Here is a 13,939-nt window from a genome sequence, read left to right as displayed (position 1 = left end):
CAGAGACTGTTGCTGTTAGGCCTACACTCGAACCACTTAATGGCTTGCCAATCAAGCTATGAGATCATGTGATGCTGGTTACCGAGAAAATATAGCTGATTGGACGGCGTTGTCACGTTAACCCAGGCATCAGATCGAGTGGTGTAGATGGTCCGGCATGACCAAGTCCGTTAGCTACAAGCGCCATCGCTTTCCGCCTGAGATCATTGCCTATGCGGTGTGGCTGTACTTCCGGTTTCCTCTCAGGCTGCGCCTGGTCGAGGAGATGCTGCTCGAGCGTGACATCGTCATATCCTATGAGACGGTCCGCCGGTGGGCGCTGAAGTTCAGGCCGGCGTACGCCCGCCGTCTCAGGCGCAAGGCACCAAGCCGCCGCGACATCTGGCACCTCGACGAGGTCGTAGTCACCATCGCCGGCCAGAAGCACTGGCTGTGGCGGGCGGTTGACCAGGATGGATACGTGCTCGATGAGGTCGTGCAGACGCGCCGCGATACCAAGGCGGCCAAACGCTTGCTGAAGCGTCTCCTGCGGAAGCAGGGCGGCCCACCCCGGCGACTGATCACTGACAAGCTCGGCTCCTATGCGGCTGCCCAGCGTCAGATTATGCCAGACATCGAGCACCGCTCGCACAAGGGGCTCAACAATCGGGCGGAAAATTCGCATCTGCCGTTCCGGCGACGCGAGCGGGCGAGGCAAGGCTTTCGATCACCCAGATACCTGCAGCGGTTCGTCAGCGTGTTCTCTGCTGTCCGCAATCTCTTCGTCCCATCTCACTCCAGCCGCCCTGCCCCTGCCACGCGTCTGCACCGCCTCAATGCCATGGCGGAATGGAAAGTCGCGGCTAATATCGCTGCTTGAGACGATTAAGGTGACCGAATTCGCCTCAATGCACCCGATGTCAGTTAACGTGACAACGCCGATACGACTGCATCGCGCCCGTTCACCCCAAAGCTTGGGCATTTCTTCGAGGACTGCCCTGCATCACAAAAAAGGGCGCGGAAGGTGGCACGAGCGCCGACCATGGTGGCCTTGTCATGGTTTAGTCTCAATGTCATCGAAGAGACTGCATAAGCAGCTCTTGCCCTACGCATGTCTCCTCGCCTGATCTCTTCCCATCCTTCTCCGGAATTAGTGGCCCGATGTCCTCTGTGCGTCTGCATCGCCTGCTGTTGGTGGCCTCACTCCTGGTGCCCGGTATCGTGTTCGTCGCCGCAGCGGCCTGGAACCGGACGGAGGTCCTGCGCGACAACCAAGAGACGATCACCCGGACGACGGCCATCCTGCACGAGCACGCCCGCAAGGTCTTCGACACGGTGGATCTCGCCATCGGCCGGGTCGACGACCGCATCCATGCCATGTCCTGGGACGAGATCGCGGCGCCGGAGACCAGCGCGTTCCTCCAGCGGCTCAAGGCTCCCCTGGAGCAGGCGGTGTCGATCTGGATCACTGATGCGACCGGCCATGTTCGCGCCGGCAGCCAAGGCTGGGATCACGCCGTCAGCATCGCTGACCGTGAGTGGTTTCAGGTTCAGCGCGAGCGGGATGCCGGGACCTACATCAGCGCCGCCTTCGAGGGGAAGGCCACACGAACCCTGTCGTTTGCGATCAGCCGCCGTCGATCCTCCCTGGACGGTCGGTTCGACGGCATCATCCACATTGCGCTCAGCCCCGCATACTTCGTCCGCTTCTTCCAGGAGGCGGCTCCGCCCGGCTCCCATGTCGCGACCCTGATCCGCCAGGACGGCGCCGTCCTGGCGCGATCTCCGGTCCAAGCCGCCAATGCCCGTCTAGGACCGGAGAGCCCTCTGATGCAGAGCATCGCGGCCCGTCCGGACGCAGGCGGACTGTCGGGCATATCTTCCACCGATCAACGCGAGCGGTATTATGCCTACCGCCATGTCGCTCCCTATCCGGCCTATGTTGCCTTCGGCATCGCTACGCAGGCGGTCCTTCAGCCCTGGTACCGCAATCTGCAAGTTTACGGGGCGGTAGCAGCGCTGTCGGCTCTGACCCTCTTCCTCGTCTCCTGGCTCGCCTTGGGGCGGGCCCAGGCTGAACAGGCAGCGCTGGTTCGGCTGCGCCATGAGAGCGAGCAGCGCCTGGCCGCCGAGCAACGTCTGCTGCAGTCGCAGAAGATGGAGAGCATCGGCCAACTCACCGGCGGCATCGCCCACGACTTCAACAACCTGCTGGCGGTCATCCTCGGCAACCTCGATCTCCTGCGCAAACGCATCAACGATGACGAGCGTGGGCGGCGGCTTCTGGAGGGAGCAATCCAGGGGGCACAGCGGGGTGCAGCCCTGACCCAGCGGCTGCTGGCGTTCTCCCGCCGCCAGGATCTCACCCCACAGGCTGTTGACGTGCCGCAGCTGGTGGCGGGTATGACCGACCTGCTGTCTCGTTCGTTGGGGCCGAGCATCCAGATCGTGACGCGATTTCCTCCTGTCTTGCCGCCGGTCAGGGTCGACCCGAACCAGTTGGAGATGGCGCTGTTGAACCTGGCGGTGAACGCCCGGGACGCCATGCCGATCAGCGGCACGATCACGATTTCTGCGCGGGCTGAGGAGGTTGCAGACAACAACGATCATGGCCTGAGCTCAGGATCCTATGTCTGCGTCTGTTTGAGCGACACCGGGATGGGCATGGATGCAGCGACATTGGCGCGCGCCGTCGAGCCGTTCTTCACCACGAAAGGCGTCGGGAAGGGCACCGGCCTTGGCCTTTCGATGATCCACGGCCTGGCAGTCCAGTCTGGTGGGACGCTGCAGCTGAAGAGCGAGGCGGGTGTTGGGACGACCGCCGAGATCTGGCTGCCGCAAGGCGGGGCGGTAGGAGGTGCATCTGTTGGCGAGGCGATAACGCGTCCGGCCCATCGGGCCTGCACCGTGCTGCTTGTCGAGGACGAGCCCCTGGTTCTGACCAGCACGGCCGCGATGCTGGAGGATCTGGAGCACACGGTCGTGGAGGCCTCTTCGGGCGAGGCCGCCCTGAGGATCCTGCGGGAGACCCCATCCATCGACCTTGTGGTGACCGACCATGCCATGCCGGGCATGACTGGGCTGGAGCTGACGGAGCAGATCCGGGCGAGCTGGCCCGCCATGCCGATCCTGCTGGCCAGCGGCCATGCCGAGCTGCCGGATCGGAGCGGGCTCGGCGTTCCGCGCCTGACGAAGCCGTTCCGGCAGGATGAGTTGGAGAGTGCGATTGCGGCGCTCGTCACGCCAGCTTGTGAGCCCATCAACGTGGTGCCGTTCCGCAGATCTTAGATGGTCGTTCACTGGAAGACCGCGATTGTTGCCTTCGTAATCATCTATCTCCGCTTGATCTAATCCGAACCGACCGAGATCCTACCGCGGGGGGGCAGAAATTGGCACCGGGCAGACCTTAGCCGGAACTCCGGATTAGCGGCGAGAGCTGACCTTCATAGGCTAGAACCTAATGGCTCAGGCTGACCCACCACGCGGATCGCGCAGTCAATATTGTTCGACCGGGTATTAGGCCGAGTTGAGAGAAACACGGCATCCGAATCTCGATGTCAGGGAAAGGGAACCGTTATGATAACTGGGTGGTAGACGCCTTCTTCGAGACCTTGAAGTCCGAGTTGGTCTGGCGCACCGTGTTCGAGAGCCGGACGGAGGCTAAAGAGGCGATTGGTCGTTACATCGACGGCTTCTACAACCCCATGCAGCGTCATTCGACACTCGACTATGTCAGTCTGGTTCAGTTCGAAAGGCTGGCCGGATAACTACAAAATTCCTTTCCACTTAAGCGACGCAAATCCACTGACGGGTTGGCCAGTGAGTTCGGAGATGGCGGTGGTGTCGCGGGAGTAGGTACTCATGCGCTGCGGTTCGTTGACTTAAGGGAGGTCAATAGACCCGCTAGATACCTCTTAGCGGCCCATCTGAAAGCTGCAAAAATGGCTGGGAGGAGTACGGCTCCGACTAGTGCACATATCACAATCTCGCCTTTCCCATTCAGATAGGGGCTTCCTTCGACAGGCTCCGAACCAAAGAGATGCTGAAGGTACAGCAGGAACCCAATTAATGTGCCAATAACAGCCCCGGCTGCTATGTTGGATGCGGCGCTGAGGCTTTTTTTGACCCGCTGGCTTCGAGAAAATATTTCATATCAGCTGTATCTTAGGTGGCTTGCGAAAGTAGGGCTTCCCGCGAGCATGACATGAAGGGATGAAGAGAGCGTTGAGCACGGAAACGCTCTGGCTGAGTGCTGTCTTGATCCTCAGCCAGGGCGCGCCGACGCCGGTTGTGCGCCTCTCAGGTTCGCAGGTGCGAGCCTGATCCGATCACTCTCCGCACAATAGCTGAAGATTTGGTAGTCGCCTGCAGAGGCGGGGTTTGTATGGATGTCTCGATGCGCAAGGTGTGGTTGCCAATGGCGCTAGGCATCTGGGTCTCGCGTAACAGACATCTGATCGCCGTCTGAGCATCAGGGTTTCTGACCGGGGCAACAACGGGAGCCTTTCCGAGCGTGATCAAGGCAACGACAGTAAAGAGAATATGAAGGTTTGATGAGGACACGAAAACATCTGGGCACGCAAAGAACAGGCGCGGGTTTCGGCCTCTAGGTCCTGAATCAAACCTTTCTGCTGCAACGAAAATTTGGGCTTCTGCGCACGGAACTTTTGACTGCTTTTCTCATCTCGAAGGGATGCGTTCGCTTGTCCCCGCCCTTATCCACAAACCGCCTGACTGGGTCGCTTCGATAGGGTTAATCAATGCTTTCAGCTCGCCAGTCCAAAGACCGCGTCACCTTGCCTTGCACAAGACCGAGCAGATCATCCCATTGATCGTGGGCGTCGGACAGAGAAGCGCCCCGGCAGGAGGCTTCGATGTGGAGCGGGAACTGTTTGGCCGCACAGTACTTTAGGCCGTTGTCGGGATAGGGTTTGCACTTGAAGAAGTGAACGATGCGCCCGCTTAGATCCGGTGCCAGTAAGCCCAAGCAGTGGATTTAAGTTCCATAATGTTTGATCTCTGAAATTTTGCTTGTCCGCGCAAAGTTAGAATGTCCCATCTTGGCAAACGAGGAATGTCTCACTAACGACGTCCGAGTGCTGCGAGACAACTACGCTGGGCAAGCGCAATCCGCTGCGGATCGAGGTTCTATCGCCGGCTGTCGAGTTCCGCACAATCAGGGTTTCGAGCAGGGTGAGGATGCGGTTGCGTGGGGCTTAGGCCGGCAGTTCGCAAACAGACTACAGCTTTGCTGAACTGGCCTCAGGTCTAACGGGAAGCGATCCATCTCCCAAGAGCCCTTGTTGTGTGTTGAGTTGTCCGGGCCGGAGCCTGACGCACGAGCCGGATTGAACGGTGTCTGCGCTGCAAGGATATCTCTGCGCGAGTCGCTGCCTTTCGGGTCCTAATGGCAACTCTGATCGAAGGCTTCCATTTACTGCGGCTGAGATGACGGCGGTGTCCACGGGCAGCACCTGCCGTACGCGTGACATCATGGCCGCGTTGAACACCATCTGTGCGCACTTGCTTTGAAGCATAGGTCGGTGCGGTAACTAGAGCTGCATAACTGACGCCGACGGATGCAAGGTGGAGACGAGCTCGTCGACCGTACTCAACACTAAGGGCGCTCATTGTCTCAGATCCATGCCCAGCGCGGTACTTCATGAGCGTCCGACAAAGGTCTCCACTGGCTAAGCGCCACGCCTTGGCAAGATAACCCACACCATAATGAAGGTTAGTCTGCGGCTGCGCCAGATCGGCTGATGTACCCTGGAACCCGAGCAACTCGGCTGTCTTTGGTCTCACCTGCATCAGTCCGATCTCACCGACACGGCCGACAGCTACCGGATTGTACCGGCTCTCGATCCGCACCACAGCGTCGACAAGTGCTGGGGGGATGCCATTGGCTGCTGCCTCGTGGACGATGGCAGGAAGATACGCGGATCGATCTTTCAGGGCACCTGAGCGAGTATCAACGTCCAAAATGTCAGACGTATCAATGAAAGTAAGTTCAGGAGGCAGCGGAAGCAATGCAAGTTGCTGATCGATATCGATTTCATCGACGTTGAAGTCAGGGTGAGCTGAGCTTGAGCCTGCATACATCAGCAGGAAAACAGTCGCATACGCAAAGTGACGCAAACTGAACATTGCCAAAGTCCCTCTGGGCTGGCCGGATACTCAGCTTTTCGGAAAAGTGTTGAGGGATGGTTTACGGGATATGGCGTGTCGGCAATGTCGCAGGCCACCCGCTGGGAGGGGCTGACGCAAGGTGGTTGCGATCGGACTCATCACGATGCACGCTATCCAGGACATAGGCTGATTCATGGGGCGATACTCGAGGATCGCTCCAAACGGGGTTTCATGTGGAGGCATGCTGTGATGCGGACTGCAGCATGCCTCGGGTCTAGTAGCAGGAAGTAAAACGACCTTTTCGCTCACCCGCAGCCATGATGCCGGCGCTCTTCCCATGTCCCGCGTGCAGCGCTGCGCGACTTTGGCGATTGGCTACCCTGCGAACCGCGCTCCATACTGGCTTCCGCTGGTCCAGACCAGGCAGACCCTGGCCACAGCTCGTGCATCCGGGATCTTCAGTTCGAACTCAAGAGGAACGTCGGCCGGAGCGGGGATCACAAGCCGCACCCCGGTCTCAGACAGATCCGAGATCGTGCATGCAATCGGATCTCCGGTCATCTCGCTTGCGAACCATCCCTCCAAAACTGTGGAGAAGCGCTCAGCTGATCGACGCTCAGGTATGGCAGGACGCATGCAGGAAATCCTTCGATTGAGAAGTGCGCTCCTCTACGAAGGCAAGCTGGCGTGATGATGTCCGTCCGACCACGGAAGCGGAAGGCTTGGGAAGCTCACTGAAGCCAGCAAGCCGAGAGCGATGAACAAGTGTGGGGAGAAGGAGAAGGGCAGCGCGCATGTCCATGCGGACCCTGTAGGGCATTCTCCGGACATTTCCTTGTTGCTGCCGACCGTTTCCAACGCCTGATCAATGAGGGGAGCGAACATCAAGCGGAATTGACTGCACCGCCTGACCTGAGGCATCGACAATCTCCAGCCGCCATCCCTGCCACTCATCCGAGTTCAAGGGATCCTGGGCGCGAAGCTCCTCGATGGCTTCCAAGGCAGAAATCACGGCTGCCTGAATACTGGATGCCTCGATGCCTTCCTCGTCGCGGATCATGACGTCGCCATCGGTGAGGTTGAAGTAGTAGCGCGCTGGTGCCGAGAGACGTGGCGCGGGTACAGCGGACGATCCGACCGGCAGGTCAATCTCTATAGGTTCCTCATGCGGCGCATGCTTGCCATTGATTAAGGTGTTCATGGCTGAGACGCCTCACTGGATTGCTGGAGTGGAGAGGCCGTCAAGACCCACCCAGCCGGTGCAGGCGGGGATCTCGGGGACAAGATAGACCCGGCTCCCTTGAACCTTCTGAACCCGGCACGGATAGGTTCTCTGGTCTCCGGGAGGGCGATACAAGACCAGGCTCCCGATAGAGACCTCCTCATGCGGAACAGGCCCAGGTTTCACGTCTGTATTTGATCCGGATTGCTCGACCCTGTCGGGATCAGGGGCAAGGGCCTGCTTGGCGGCCTGGACGCGCTCGAGAGCCGCAAGGGCTGCACGAGCCCGCTCGCGGTAGCGGTTCATGACGAGCTTCAGAGGACCACGCTCCTGCCCGTTGTGCCAGGAGAGGCCACCTGCCTTGGCCAACTCAGCAGCTACAACCTCCACTTCATCATCGGTCATGACCAGCTCCCCAGCTCTCATTCCACTGTTGAGAACTAGGGTTGAGTTCCTGTGCTGCAATGTAGGAAGCAGGGCGGATCCCCAGGAAATCCATAGCGGTCATATGTGGGCTGTGTTCTCTCAGTCACACCCACATTGCAATGCGCCTAATCCAATCTTTCGTAATCGATTACATGCGCAACATAGGATTTCGGTCTGTACAACTGAATGCTAACGGACTTGCGTCCATCGCAGCTACCCTGTGATGGGTGTCCTCTGAGGACAGGCGTTCCTCCCAAACTCGGGCTGCTGGCAACGGCAGCCCACTTCTTTGTCTTGGCTGGAGTGTAATGGCACGCAAAAGCAGAACCAGCATAACGCGGGTGGACCTGACTGAGGCAGCGTACCAGCAGGCTCCTGTCACGAAGGAGCACGCGGCGGAACTGGTTCATCAAGTCCTTGAGGAGATTTGCTCCACGCTCGAAATGGGTGAGACCGTGAAGCTAACCTCATTCGGGGTCTTCACAGTGCGCAACAAGGCTAAGCGCGTTGGACGCAATCCGAAGACAGGGATCGAGGTGCCTATCGAACCTCGTCGAGCCATCACGTTCACGGCCTCACCTGTTCTCAAGGAGCGTGTGAACCGGGTGCCCTCTCAGTCTGTCGGCACAGAGGCGAAGGGCTCAGAGCTTCAGGTCAGGCGCATTGCATGAGCAGAGAGTTGGGGCCGGAATGGAGTCCCTCGAGCAGTGCCTTCTGCGGCTGCTTGGTTGGCTTTGCTGGTACAGTGCTCCACCAGGTCTATAGCACCATCTCCAACAACATCCCGGACGACATTTACACCCATGTTATCAGCGAGATGATTGTCGGAGCGTTAGGCGGCGGTGCCCTGTTCGTGATCATCGCAACGATCAGAAACAGGCTCACACGGTGGCGCTAGGTGATGAACGGACTAACCATCTCAGATGGAAAGTCTGAGGGACGAAGATCAATCCCTTTGGAGCGGCTGGTCTGGCTGCGGGAGCCCATGGCCTTTCGCAGAATCGACTTGACGTGTTCCTTCACAGCCACCTGATCCGTTCCGACAGCAGCAGCAATGTCGCCGGTCTGCTTGCCTGCTGCAATCAGGAGAAGAATTGTGGCTTCCGGACCTGACAGCCCCTGGCTCCGAGTTTGGTTCAGGTTGGTCGCCAGTTGTGTCCCGTCCGCGTGTAAATGCCCAATTTGAGTGTCCAGTTTAGCCATCGTATCCCCCAGCCGAAGGGATTAACCCCTCGTTAACATTTGTCTCTTGTGCAGAGGCAACATGCTATTGCGCTTCGGTGGTAGGGACGTCTCCCCGGCTACTCTTTGGAGAGCAGAGCATAACGAGGATCGGTCAGGACGGAGTGAGAGTGGTTAGCGCCATCCGGAAGACATCGCTTCTAGCCGGCCTGAGCTCTTCAGCCTCACTGCTCAATTCAGTGAGTTCCCAAGAGGCGCTCTATGCAGCAAGATCCCCTCCGGACAGGCAATTTCCAGGTGCCACAGGCCCCAATCCTCAATGACAGCATCATACTCCTGGCGCAACTCAGTGATGAATTGCCAGGCTTGTGACTTGGCCTCACTGAGGGTTGCTGCCTCCGCGCCTGTATCATCCGGGATTTTGGCATCACAGCTCACGAGGTGGAAATAGTACCGCGTTGGCATGGATCTGACCCCTTTGTGCCCTGGGGAGGGCGATCACATCTAGGGAAGTTGAGCACACAGCGTGAGGGCCGTGATGGCGGCTGTGGTTGCGACTGCCAACAAACCGGCATTGACGGAGTCGAGTTCACCCCGTCGAGGGTTGAGTATCCACTTAAACAATGTTCTACCTGTAAATCGCCGTAGAATAAGTTAGCGCCTACATGGGCCGCTTGGCCGTGGCGTCAACCAGTGCCCAGGACATTTGCGTCCCGTTCTGGGAAGGGGCTGATACTTCGACCGGGTGAGCGGAGATCAGACCCGCGACTTACGCTAAACGTCCTGACGTGCTGCTATCTCCGAGCAGAACCACCGTTCGCCGGTCAGCCAGTTAATCCTTGTCTGCCAGTAACACCTTGGCTGGTTGATCTCGCGAAGGCTCTTCCTCCCGTTCCCTTCGTCCTCCACCTTATAAGCCCTGGCCGTAAGCCAGGATTTTCTTTGGCCAAGCTGAAACTGCTCTACCCCTTTCGGGTTAGTTTCGCGAAGAAGTGTTCACCTACACCCTTCTAACTGGGCTCTCATTTGCCCTCCCGAGAGCCCTTTTCTTTTGGTGCGCCTCTGCTCCGCTCCGGTCCAAGGGAGCGCAGGACGGCGCGGACGCTCCGCCAAGCACCCCACAAACGCAAACGCCCGCCAGAAGGCGGGCGCAGGCGAATTCTGCCGTGCAGCTGATCTTAGGCAGCAGCGGTTTGGCGAGCGATGCTTTCGATCTGAAAACGCGAGATGCCGAGGTCATCGAGCTCGCGGTTCGACAGCAGCGACAACTCACGGACAGTTTCGCGATAACGGAAGTACGCTTGCACATTAGCGAGGATATAAGAAACGAACATTGTGAGCTCCTACGGGTCGGGGGCCATTCGGCGATGGCCTGTGTTCTTGTCTTGCGATGCAGCAAATACGCCTGCGCGATGCACAGAAGAAGGGCAAATGCTGTAGAGGAGCCATGCGATAAAGGCATGAGTTAGCAGAATATCCTGTAAACTCCTGCTGTGGAGGCATATCTTTGCCTTTGTCGCTCGGAATGGAAAAGAGGCGTCTAGCAGAACTCTGTCACGGAAGTATCTCTGGCTATATGCGAGCAGCTTCACTCTCCACTCCGTTCAGAAGAGACCGGAGGGGACAGGCAATCCTCAACCAAGGCATCTGTGGTTCTGTGCAAGCGTAGAGAAGCCCACGGCACGAAGATCGGATCGGGCTAGTAAGGATGCCGTAGTCGAGGAGTGTGCTCGCAGCATCTCCGGCCAGAGCGCAGAGACTCCCGTAGGGCAACCTAAAAGCCATGGGTGTTGCCTCACGGGTGGGGCAATCCACAGCGTCCTATTAGGAAATAGCCCTGACGCAAAGGGCTCGCTCTTGGCACCAGTCGGAGCCTGAACAGCCAAACGCCTCGGCTGAGGAGATCGGGTTCAAGGACCCTCAGCCGAGGCGTGTGCGGTTTTGTGGAGCTGACACCGCAGGGCAAACTACGCCCACCAACCGTGGCCATTTCATGAAGCGAGCCAGAGGCTTCTCTGTCCGTTGTTAATCGCCGCTGGTTAACCTCACGATGTCGAATGGATAAGGTTCAACTCGCGCAGGCTTGCCTCAGAACGCCTGCGCTGCGTAGGGCTTCTGTTGGGCGGCACGGTCCGCTACACATCCTGCTGCTGTCGTTGTCCTGCCCAGAGGGTTCAGAATGGCCTACAAACTCTCCCGGCTTGCCCCAGGCAGCTATGACGTGCTGCTCCATGGGGTGATTATCGCCAGCCTGGTCCAAAGCGGCAGAACAGATGATGCGACCTGGACGGCGGAGCTCCTGCTCGACCTGCCTCCTGGAGATAGGCCTGCTCCGTTCACCGAGCTCGAGCATACATTTGGCAGTCTTGAAGAAGCCCAGAGATGGCTCGGAGATGCTGAGATCCGCGGAGCAGGTGCAGGTGGGGAGGATTAGGCATGGCAGAGGTCATTGCGTTTCCCCAGCGTGTGGAGTCGAGGACACTCCACTTTGATGAGAAGCATGCCTTCGGTGACATCGGCGGGCTGACGCTTTCTCTCGTACAAGAGCAGGACAAGGCCGATGCGCCCTACACGCTCGTGCTGTTCGGCGGGAACGACGTGTTCTTCCCGCTGGAGGCGTTTGAGCCAACACCGGAAGGCCTGGAACTCGCCAAAATCGCTGGCGACATCACATTGCGTGCACTTGCAGTCGGTCATGACAATTGGGCGAGGTAGTCTCTCGGCCTGGAGGGCAGCACACAAGGGCAAGTCTCGGGCAGAGGTGAACCCACCCCCTCATTCCAACACCACGCCGCAACTTGCCTTCTCTTGGAAGGGCAGAAGGTAGAAAGGCAGACACACAATGGCAAACAATCTGGGCAGCCAGCCTTCCTTGGCCAAGCACAGGCAAGACGATTTGGAAGAGGCCCGCGAGGCATACCTCCTCGAACACACGCCTGGTCTGAAGGAGCACGATGCCGCCCAGGACAGAGCCTTCCTCCAGATTGAGGAGGATGCACTGGCCCGCCATCCCGATCCAACACCGGACGACATCGCCGCTGCCGAAGCTGCTGAGGCTACCCTCCCATCCAGGAAGAGGACGGAACTTCAACTTCGACGAAGCTTCGAGGCCCTGGCTGTGCACCTTCCCAAGGACGCCAAGCGCAAGCGCAAGAGCTTCGTCCAGCGCGGTCAGCGAGCATGGAACAGAGCCAACCCGTCACCGCTGACATCGGAGCTGGAGCGAACCCTCATGGCAGCCTTCATGAAGGCCTATGCACTCGGAGCAGTGAGACCTGAGTTCATTCCGTCCACATGATCGACCGAGGGCCAAAAGTCAGCAAAGGCGAGGTTCTGGCCGTCGTCTCTCGTCTAAGACGACCATAACCAATAATGGCGCAGCCGTCTGGGTAGACAGCGATAGCACTCGAAGAGGCTTTGCCTCCTTGAGGAGCCACCGTCTCCTGTCGGTCAGCTGGGAAACCTTGTTCTCCATAACCAGCCACTACGGCAGCTGCAGCTTCCCTCTCATAACAAATCGTCTCAACCTGCTCTCGACGAAGCCTCTGATGCGTCTTCAAACCGCTTCATGGCGAACAGCGAGAGATCGAGTTTGCTGGTTCCTGTAGTCGCGAGGTCTGCCAATGCCTCGCCAATGACACTCGCGAACTTAAATCCGTGCCCTGAGCAGGGGGATGCCACCACGACCTCCGGTGACTCCGGAAGGGTGTCGATCACGAAATGCTCGTCCGGTGTGTTGGTGAACAGGCAGGTGGCGAGCCGCAACGTCGGTCCATCGGCATCGGGGAACATATGCCGGATGCCCTTGCGAAGGGCCTCCTCATCGGCAGGCGTCGGCTCACGGGACAGCTCGTCTGCGTGCCCGGTCTCGTGGAAGTGGTGGTAGAGGCCGATCTTGAACCCTGGGATGCCCCAGGTCGGGAACTGGTAGAAATGGCCGACCTCAGACTCGATGTTCGAGACCGGGAAGACCTCTGGCCGGAACAGGTCCGGTTTCCGGGGCAGGAACCAGCCCAGAACCTGACGCTCCGGTACGGCCTTGGTCTTGAGAGCAGGAATGAGGTCGGAAATCCACCCGCCTGCAGATACCACCACCCGTCCGGCCTCATAGCGGTCTTGATCCGTCACGACCACCACTCGGCCGTTGGCGGGCTCGATGGCGATGACCTTCTCCCGTCCATGAAGTTCGGCTCCGGCTGCCACTGCCAGGGATGCATGCGCCAGGATGGCGCGTTCCGATGCCACGAACCCTGCCTCCGGCTGGAAGACGACGGCAGACTGGTCCGGGAGCTTGTAGCCGGGGAACCGTTTTGTGGCTTCCCGAGCGGTGAGGACTTCATGCGCAAGATCATGCTCCCGGCATGCCATCAGTGCGCCCTGTACAATCCGGCTGTCCTCCGTTCCGGCATCAATGCCACCCGTGACGAACAGCAACTGCTCGCGGGTCAGTTGCTCTGCCTCCCGCCATAGCTCATAGGCACGGCGGAGGAGGGGGACATAGTTGGGATGTTCGAAGTAGGCGAGGCGAATGATCCGGTTCAGCCCGTGGGAGGAGCCCATGCTGTGCCCCAGGTCAAACCGTTCGATGCCCAACACCTTCTGGCCACGGCGAGCCAAGTGCCAGAGGGTGGCAGACCCCATGCCGCCAATGCCGATCACGATGGTGTCGAACGATTTCATAGCGGAATGCCCCACGAACGATGGATAGATGCTGGGGTCAGCTTACCGGTTGGGGAACACAGAGCAACGGTCATGTGCGATGGCGCGCTTTCTCCATAACAGCCGGGTAACAGGTTGATCCGGTGGTCACGATGGAGGACGACCCGGCAAACGGACGGAAGGGCTTCGTATGGTGACGATCACTCGATAGGTTAGTTCCCAAGGGCATGCAGACAACCCAGAGGTCAATGGAATCTTGGTGGATCTCCGCGACAGAAGTTCATCGTGAGATGATGGTGTGGCGAGACAGGTTGGCTAAGACGTCTAACCCAAGGAGCTCAG

At 58.9% G+C, this 13,939-nt stretch carries 15 protein-coding genes and 1 pseudogene; 8 read left to right on the top strand and 8 right to left on the bottom strand.

The window, feature by feature from the left end:
* The first annotated feature begins 157 nt into the window (after positions 1-157).
* From AC0QTX_RS18330 to AC0QTX_RS18320, 3 genes and pseudogenes are all read left to right on the top strand, one after another.
* Entirely contained in the window at positions 158-859 is a 702-nt protein-coding gene (locus AC0QTX_RS18330) for an IS6 family transposase (RefSeq protein WP_474605254.1), read from the top strand.
* Between the two features lie 281 nt (positions 860-1,140).
* A complete protein-coding gene (locus AC0QTX_RS18325; protein WP_474605253.1) occupies positions 1,141-3,267 on the top strand; it encodes a response regulator in 2,127 nt (708 codons plus the stop codon).
* Between the two features lie 182 nt (positions 3,268-3,449).
* Positions 3,450-3,746: pseudogene (locus AC0QTX_RS18320) on the top strand (IS3 family transposase); the annotation flags it as partial.
* A gap of 1,501 nt (positions 3,747-5,247) precedes the next feature.
* On the opposite strand, the gene AC0QTX_RS18315 reads toward AC0QTX_RS18320, so the two are convergent.
* The 4 genes from AC0QTX_RS18315 to AC0QTX_RS18300 all read right to left on the bottom strand — a co-directional run bounded on the left by AC0QTX_RS18315 (position 5,248) and on the right by AC0QTX_RS18300 (position 7,735).
* The gene (locus tag AC0QTX_RS18315) at positions 5,248-6,081 is read right to left on the bottom strand and encodes a lytic transglycosylase domain-containing protein (protein WP_474605288.1); all 834 of its coding nucleotides are present in this window, start codon (positions 6,079-6,081) and stop codon (positions 5,248-5,250) included.
* Between the two features lie 402 nt (positions 6,082-6,483).
* A complete protein-coding gene (locus AC0QTX_RS18310; protein WP_474605252.1) occupies positions 6,484-6,744 on the bottom strand; it encodes a PilZ domain-containing protein in 261 nt (86 codons plus the stop codon).
* 229 nt (positions 6,745-6,973) lie between these two features.
* Complete coding sequence (locus AC0QTX_RS18305) at positions 6,974-7,309, bottom strand: DUF6894 family protein (protein ID WP_474605251.1); 336 nt, start codon at positions 7,307-7,309, stop codon at positions 6,974-6,976.
* 12 nt (positions 7,310-7,321) lie between these two features.
* The gene (locus AC0QTX_RS18300; protein ID WP_474605250.1) at positions 7,322-7,735 is read right to left on the bottom strand and encodes a hypothetical protein; all 414 of its coding nucleotides are present in this window, start codon (positions 7,733-7,735) and stop codon (positions 7,322-7,324) included.
* A gap of 329 nt (positions 7,736-8,064) precedes the next feature.
* Here AC0QTX_RS18300 and AC0QTX_RS18295 point away from each other — a divergent pair, with 329 nt between their 5' ends.
* Together AC0QTX_RS18295 and AC0QTX_RS18290 are read left to right on the top strand one after the other, a co-directional pair.
* The gene (locus tag AC0QTX_RS18295; protein WP_474605249.1) at positions 8,065-8,427 is read left to right on the top strand and encodes an integration host factor subunit alpha; all 363 of its coding nucleotides are present in this window, start codon (positions 8,065-8,067) and stop codon (positions 8,425-8,427) included.
* Positions 8,424-8,654, top strand: coding sequence for a hypothetical protein (locus AC0QTX_RS18290; RefSeq protein ID WP_474605248.1), 231 nt, complete (start codon positions 8,424-8,426; stop codon positions 8,652-8,654). The genes AC0QTX_RS18295 and AC0QTX_RS18290 overlap by 4 nt, the downstream gene beginning before the upstream one ends.
* On the opposite strand, the gene AC0QTX_RS18285 is transcribed toward AC0QTX_RS18290, so the two are convergent.
* From AC0QTX_RS18285 to AC0QTX_RS18275, 3 genes are all read right to left on the bottom strand, one after another.
* Positions 8,651-8,959, bottom strand: a complete 309-nt coding sequence (locus tag AC0QTX_RS18285) for a LuxR C-terminal-related transcriptional regulator (RefSeq protein WP_474605247.1) — start codon at positions 8,957-8,959, stop codon at positions 8,651-8,653. The genes AC0QTX_RS18290 and AC0QTX_RS18285 overlap by 4 nt on opposite strands.
* Before the next feature lie 210 nt (positions 8,960-9,169).
* Complete coding sequence (locus AC0QTX_RS18280) at positions 9,170-9,403, bottom strand: DUF6894 family protein (protein WP_474605246.1); 234 nt, start codon at positions 9,401-9,403, stop codon at positions 9,170-9,172.
* Positions 9,404-10,116: 713 nt separating this feature from the next.
* Positions 10,117-10,272, bottom strand: coding sequence for a DUF1127 domain-containing protein (locus tag AC0QTX_RS18275; protein ID WP_474605245.1), 156 nt, complete (start codon positions 10,270-10,272; stop codon positions 10,117-10,119).
* Positions 10,273-11,117: 845 nt separating this feature from the next.
* Here AC0QTX_RS18275 and AC0QTX_RS18270 point away from each other — a divergent pair.
* From AC0QTX_RS18270 to AC0QTX_RS18260, 3 genes are all read left to right on the top strand, one after another.
* A complete protein-coding gene (locus AC0QTX_RS18270) occupies positions 11,118-11,372 on the top strand; it encodes a hypothetical protein (RefSeq protein ID WP_474605244.1) in 255 nt (84 codons plus the stop codon).
* A gap of 2 nt (positions 11,373-11,374) precedes the next feature.
* On the top strand, positions 11,375-11,653 hold the full coding sequence (locus AC0QTX_RS18265) for a hypothetical protein (protein WP_474605243.1): 279 nt from the start codon (positions 11,375-11,377) through the stop codon (positions 11,651-11,653).
* 127 nt (positions 11,654-11,780) lie between these two features.
* Complete coding sequence (locus tag AC0QTX_RS18260) at positions 11,781-12,236, top strand: hypothetical protein (protein WP_474605242.1); 456 nt, start codon at positions 11,781-11,783, stop codon at positions 12,234-12,236.
* 224 nt (positions 12,237-12,460) lie between these two features.
* On the opposite strand, the gene solA is transcribed toward AC0QTX_RS18260, so the two are convergent.
* On the bottom strand, positions 12,461-13,618 hold the full coding sequence (gene solA / locus AC0QTX_RS18255; protein ID WP_474605241.1) for an N-methyl-L-tryptophan oxidase: 1,158 nt from the start codon (positions 13,616-13,618) through the stop codon (positions 12,461-12,463).
* Positions 13,619-13,939: the final 321 nt, after the last annotated feature.

The sequence above is a fragment of the Microvirga sp. jy35 genome (genome assembly GCF_056148915.1).
Note: the sequence above shows the minus strand (reverse complement) of the source record. Positions and strands in the feature narration are given on the sequence as shown.

Coding starts and splice junctions, on each gene's coding strand:
- AC0QTX_RS18330 (WP_474605254.1), top strand. CDS start 158: ATGACCAAGTCCGTTAGCTACAAGCGCCATCGCTTTCCGCCTGAGATC.
- AC0QTX_RS18325 (WP_474605253.1), top strand. CDS start 1,141: ATGTCCTCTGTGCGTCTGCATCGCCTGCTGTTGGTGGCCTCACTCCTG.
- AC0QTX_RS18315 (WP_474605288.1), bottom strand. CDS start 6,081: ATGTATGCAGGCTCAAGCTCAGCTCACCCTGACTTCAACGTCGATGAA.
- AC0QTX_RS18310 (WP_474605252.1), bottom strand. CDS start 6,744: ATGCGTCCTGCCATACCTGAGCGTCGATCAGCTGAGCGCTTCTCCACA.
- AC0QTX_RS18305 (WP_474605251.1), bottom strand. CDS start 7,309: ATGAACACCTTAATCAATGGCAAGCATGCGCCGCATGAGGAACCTATA.
- AC0QTX_RS18300 (WP_474605250.1), bottom strand. CDS start 7,735: ATGACCGATGATGAAGTGGAGGTTGTAGCTGCTGAGTTGGCCAAGGCA.
- AC0QTX_RS18295 (WP_474605249.1), top strand. CDS start 8,065: ATGGCACGCAAAAGCAGAACCAGCATAACGCGGGTGGACCTGACTGAG.
- AC0QTX_RS18290 (WP_474605248.1), top strand. CDS start 8,424: ATGAGCAGAGAGTTGGGGCCGGAATGGAGTCCCTCGAGCAGTGCCTTC.
- AC0QTX_RS18285 (WP_474605247.1), bottom strand. CDS start 8,959: ATGGCTAAACTGGACACTCAAATTGGGCATTTACACGCGGACGGGACA.
- AC0QTX_RS18280 (WP_474605246.1), bottom strand. CDS start 9,403: ATGCCAACGCGGTACTATTTCCACCTCGTGAGCTGTGATGCCAAAATC.
- AC0QTX_RS18275 (WP_474605245.1), bottom strand. CDS start 10,272: ATGTTCGTTTCTTATATCCTCGCTAATGTGCAAGCGTACTTCCGTTAT.
- AC0QTX_RS18270 (WP_474605244.1), top strand. CDS start 11,118: ATGGCCTACAAACTCTCCCGGCTTGCCCCAGGCAGCTATGACGTGCTG.
- AC0QTX_RS18265 (WP_474605243.1), top strand. CDS start 11,375: ATGGCAGAGGTCATTGCGTTTCCCCAGCGTGTGGAGTCGAGGACACTC.
- AC0QTX_RS18260 (WP_474605242.1), top strand. CDS start 11,781: ATGGCAAACAATCTGGGCAGCCAGCCTTCCTTGGCCAAGCACAGGCAA.
- solA (WP_474605241.1), bottom strand. CDS start 13,618: ATGAAATCGTTCGACACCATCGTGATCGGCATTGGCGGCATGGGGTCT.